Here is a 4,878-nt window from a genome sequence, read left to right as displayed (position 1 = left end):
AGAGAAGAAGCTTGTTACCACTTCACTCGGGTTAATCTGCATTACGCGCACATTGAATGGCCTTAGTTCTGCACGCCATACTTCGGTTAAACCACTTACTGCGAATTTACTTGCACAATATCCGCTTCCCTTGGCATGACCTTTAACACCTGATGAAGAACTAATATTGATAATATTTCCGTATTGATTTTCTTTGAAATGTTTTGCTGCTTCACGACCAGCAATGAATAAGCCCAAGGTATTTACTTCCCAAACTTCTCTGAAATCCTCCGTTGACGTTTCAGTTAAATCTGCAAATTTACCAATACCTGCATTATTGATTAATACATTGAAAGAACCCATTTTTTCTTTGGCAAATTCCATCAATGCAATAATTTCTTTCTCGTTTTTCATGTCGGCCTTAAAACCAAGTACATCAAGTTCTTTTTTGGTTGCGTCAAGTTTAATTTGATCTCTACCGCTCACTACCACTTGAGCTCCTTTACTTTTGAGTTCTTTGGCGATGGCATAACCAATACCACTTGTGCCGCCTGTTATAATAACCTTTGCTGTTGTTAAGTTCATTTTTATTGTTTTTTCATGAAAATAAGGAAAGTTTTTATAGATCATTGAAAATTAAAAGTTGATACTAGATAATGTTTTTGGGTGACATTGTTTAGTGAAACCTATCCTAAAAACAAAAAAAACAGCCTCGTTAAAGACTGTTTTTTATTTATTTTTTCTCTGCTATATCTTTAATGACTTTGAGCATATCTGGTAGAAATTTCTCCATATGATTGTACCCTTCTTCTGAGCTAAAACCTTCTTGCCTCCAAGTAAAGACAACTTCATCTTCTGATTTGTTAACGAGGGTATAGGTAATAATGGAATAATTATCGGGTTTATCTTCTAACCCAGACATAGTAGTCCAATAGTTATATTTTAAGCATTGAAAAGGGGAGTTTTGAAGTACATTACCTTTGTCGTGGTATGTAGTCCCTTGATACTCTCCTTTAAAAGAGATAGAACTTCCGACTTTCCAATCTGTTGAAGTTTCTGTACCGAATAAGTAGATTTTAATTTTTTCAGGGTTGGTTAAAGCATCCCATACTTCTTCTTTACGGGCGTTGATATTAATGCTCTTTTCAACGGTTAGTTGTTTCATCATAATTTCTCAATCTTATTCTACGAAAATAAGAGAAATATGATGTGTTTCTAAACGAGGATTGAATGCTACTAGACACAAAACACCTTAAAAAGTGTAAAGGTAACAGCAACCATTAAGGTTCCTAGAACAATGCTAAAGAGTATGGATGATCGATTGAATTTTTTAACTGTCATACCGTAGAATCCGTAAGCAATAGAAGAGACTCCGGCAAGTGTTGCCATTAGTCCTAATAAATATGCAAGTAGTATTAAATAGTCCATGACGTTGATGTTTAGCTAATTAAAAGATACGGATTAACGCCTTAGCAACAAAATGTTACATAAAAAAAGCACAGCGTAAACACTGTGCTTGAATTGTATATTAGAACCTGAATTATTAATCTCCGTCTAAATCAGAAATGAAGACAGTAACGTCTAACTGAGCACTAAGGTCAACTTTTAAGAGGATATATAAGTTGTTTAAATCTGTGTAAAGTTTATTCACACGTTCATCCATATTCTCAAAAGCAGTATTTAGGTCTGTTGGTAAAGCTTGGATGTCTTTCTCTAGCTGATTAAAAGCTTCGTCTATGTTGTTACAAAGTTCTTTGTTTTTATTTTGAAGAAGTTCTCTTAGACCAACACTTTCTTCAAGTTTCAAGAATTTACCGCCTGACCACAATTTGTAAAGAAGTTGGAAGTCGGTTTGTATTCCTTTTTTAGAGGTATTACTGTAGGGTGCTTGAGATAGCAAGTGATTAGGATTGTCCAGTGATTGTTTCCCCAAGGGATTGCCCACTTTTAACATTTTAAGGTTTTCTGTGAATTGGATGATCCCATTTACCAACTGATTGAACGCATTGTCTGAACTAATTTCTTTGTTTTGGATGTATTTTGAATCATTATCTTCCCACATTACATTTAGTTCATTTGCTTTTATCGCAAGATCATTGGTTAATGCTTGCAGGTATAATAGAGTATTCGCATTGTTCTGGAATGAATCTAACGCGGCATTTCTGTACAATAAATATTCAATAGCGGCTAAACCTTTCGCATTTGAAGATACTATTGCGTTGTTTGGATCCGTGTTCACGAGCATGTTCACTTTTTGCGTATCTACTGGGAATTTTTGAAAATATAAGTGAGAGTAATTGTCTTTGATGTTATCTATGTTAAAGGCTTTTGTGGGAGTGTAGCTCAAGTAAGAACCTTCCCATTCCGTTTTAACATTATTCAATTTTTCCATAGATAGGTCGGTAGAAAATGCGTTCACAGCACTTTGAAGATTTTTTAGTTTTTGGATAAATGTTTTGTGTAATGGCAGTATTACACTTTGGTAGGTCGATTGGGTGAAATCCGTTGAATTGATTGCCGTTTCTTCTTTCTGACATGCTGTAAATGCCATTAGAATACAACTGAGAATAAGTATCTGTTTTTTCATTTTTTATAAAGATTGTAGGAATGCCAACACAGCTGCTCTGTCTTCGGCATTTAATTCCATAAATTTTTCGAGAACGATGGAGGCTTCTCCTCCGTGCCATAGAATGGCTTCTTCTATATTTCTGGCTCTACCATCGTGAAGTAGGAAACTATGTCCGTTTACACGCTCAATTAATCCTAAGCCCCATAAGGGTTGAGTTCTCCATTCTGTTCCGTTTGCCAAATAATCTGTTCTGTGGTCTGCAAGTCCTTCTCCCATGTCATGCAACAACATATCAGTATAAGGGTAGATGGTTTGATTTCCCAAATAAGGAAAGTCTTCATGGGTGGTAGTTGTAAATTTGGGGTTGTGACATCCCACACATCCAATTTCATTAAAAAGTTGTTGCCCTTTTTTCACCTCATCAGTATCCGTATCCCTTCTGGCAGGAACGGCTAAATTAGAACAATACAATACCACCTTATCAAAGTCATCTGTTTCTATTTCTGGATTTCCTCCATGTGCTAAGGTGTCGTATTGCGTTTGACCTGCAGTATTGTTCTGTTGTGAAAAGATAGGAGAGGTGATACCCATATCTCCAACGAATGCACCTGCTACTTGCTGGCGTATTGAAGGTTGGTTGGCTTTCCATCCGAATCTTCCTACTTCAGTTGTACCTGTTTCGTGATTGTACACATAGTTGATTTTACCACTGATGCCCAAATCTTCGTAAGCTGTGGTTAAGGCATGCAGATCTGACTCTGCAATTGCTTCTAACAAACCTAATCCTATAACTTGTTGTCCCACACGTGGAGAAAAGTTGGTATTGGTGATTTCATTACCGCTAGCGTCATAAACAGTATATATGGGTTTTCTCAACTCTTTGGTTGTTCCATCTGCATAGGTTTTGGTGATGTATTCCCAAACCACTTCCACACGACCCTCCGCAGGGTCATTCAATACCACAGAGTTTTCATTCAACTGATCTCCGTAAATAGGGTGAGGGTTAGGGCCTCCATGCGCATCTGTGCCGTTTATACTCATGCGCATTAGAAACCCTTTACTGTTGGCCTGGTTCACTTGTAGGGGTTCACCACGACCATCTTTAAAATGACAACCTGAACAGGAGCGTGCATTAAACAATGGCCCCAAACCATCTCTGGCTTTTGTAGATGCTGGAGAGCTCACCCAGTTTTGGTTAAAAAAAGAGTTTCCAACAAAAAATAATAATTCTTCATCTCCAGAAAGGTCTGGGTTGGGCTGCGCAAAGGCATTTTGCGAAGTATTGAATACTGTATTCCCTCCACCGCTTTTAATTTCTTCAGCAGATATGCTAAAAGGTTCTACTGCGCCTTTGTTGCAAGAGAGTAGAAGTAGATTTGCCGAAAGAAGGCAAAGTCCTACAATTTTTTTCATATTATTCTGGTAAATCTGTGCTAATTATTAAATCCAAATCGGAAGCAAGTTTTGCAATTTCGTTTCCTTGGTTTTGTAATTTTTTAATGGCGTACATTATTGGTCCATTTCCACCTATAGACTCTTGTGTTAAAGCATAGTCAAAAGGAGCTGGAATTTCTTTAACCGCATTCAATGTTTCCTTAAATACAGCTGTATATTTCTCTTCTTTTTCCTTTTCAGTTGCTGCCAAAATATCTTGAATAGAAGTTCCTGTTATTTTTTGACCATTTGTTTGGGTGTAAGTACCGAAGTATAAATTGTAAATTCCCTGTGCGTTTAATAGTATATCTCTGTGCGTGTTATCAGAGAAACAGGAATGCTCATCTTCTTGGTCTTGGTTATCCAAAGCTACAAACATGCGTTCAGAGGCCAATTCGGATTTAGAAAGAATTCCCATACCTGTAAGCACTTTGTCAATGGCTTCTTTGGTATTCATCGCTAAGAAAGTTTTTCTGTAGTTCCCATTTTCTGCCCATTGGTTTTTTACGTATGCCAAATGCTCTACAAGTAAATCTCCGCAAATTTTTAAGTATTGACCACGTCTGTCTTGATTGCTCGCAGTTCCAGTACCGTCTGTCACATAATCTGTAAAGGGTCTATTTCCAGGTGTCATTAGAGCTGTATTCGCATCATCCTGTCCCCAAAGTAAGAACTCAATGGCGTGGTAACCTACAGAAATGTTTTTCTCACCACCATTTTCGTTGGAGTTTTCCAATAGTTCTGGTGTGATATTAATAGAAGGATCATTAATGATACCTGCTGTTTCGTTACCCTCTACATAATCAATGTATGCTTCATCTAAGGGCCATGCGTTTAGAAACCCTTCTGGGCCATTTGCGTCATCTATAGGACCTTCTTGAAAACGGAACACTTCT

At 37.3% G+C, this 4,878-nt stretch carries 6 protein-coding genes; all 6 read right to left on the bottom strand.

The features are described 5' to 3' along the window. Positions 1–564 (bottom strand): SDR family oxidoreductase (locus tag AC22ZQ_RS12440; RefSeq protein ID WP_318959093.1); only part of this gene is annotated, 564 nt, incomplete at its 3' end. Positions 565–712: 148 nt separating this feature from the next. Next, positions 713–1,147 (bottom strand): SRPBCC domain-containing protein, encoded by a 435-nt coding sequence (locus AC22ZQ_RS12435; RefSeq protein WP_318959092.1) that lies wholly within the window; start codon positions 1,145–1,147, stop codon positions 713–715. Between the two features lie 68 nt (positions 1,148–1,215). Next, on the bottom strand, positions 1,216–1,407 hold the full coding sequence (locus AC22ZQ_RS12430) for a hypothetical protein (RefSeq protein ID WP_318959091.1): 192 nt from the start codon (positions 1,405–1,407) through the stop codon (positions 1,216–1,218). A 115-nt stretch (positions 1,408–1,522) separates the two neighbouring features. Continuing rightward, a complete protein-coding gene (locus AC22ZQ_RS12425) occupies positions 1,523–2,566 on the bottom strand; it encodes an imelysin family protein (protein ID WP_318959090.1) in 1,044 nt (347 codons plus the stop codon). A gap of 3 nt (positions 2,567–2,569) precedes the next feature. Then, positions 2,570–3,961: a di-heme oxidoreductase family protein gene (locus tag AC22ZQ_RS12420; protein WP_318959089.1), complete on the bottom strand. Its 1,392-nt coding sequence runs from the start codon at positions 3,959–3,961 to the stop codon at positions 2,570–2,572. 1 nt (position 3,962) lies between these two features. Further along, on the bottom strand, positions 3,963–4,878 hold a 916-nt coding region (locus AC22ZQ_RS12415; protein WP_318959088.1), incomplete at its 5' end, for an imelysin family protein.

This window comes from Lishizhenia sp. (assembly GCF_057456495.1).
This window is presented reverse-complemented; position numbering and strand designations above follow the sequence as displayed.

Excerpts from the sequence above, each read along its gene's own strand:
- AC22ZQ_RS12435 (WP_318959092.1), bottom strand. The coding sequence starts at position 1,147 with ATGATGAAACAACTAACCGTTGAAAAGAGCATTAATATCAACGCCCGT.
- AC22ZQ_RS12430 (WP_318959091.1), bottom strand. The coding sequence starts at position 1,407 with ATGGACTATTTAATACTACTTGCATATTTATTAGGACTAATGGCAACA.
- AC22ZQ_RS12425 (WP_318959090.1), bottom strand. The coding sequence starts at position 2,566 with ATGAAAAAACAGATACTTATTCTCAGTTGTATTCTAATGGCATTTACA.
- AC22ZQ_RS12420 (WP_318959089.1), bottom strand. The coding sequence starts at position 3,961 with ATGAAAAAAATTGTAGGACTTTGCCTTCTTTCGGCAAATCTACTTCTA.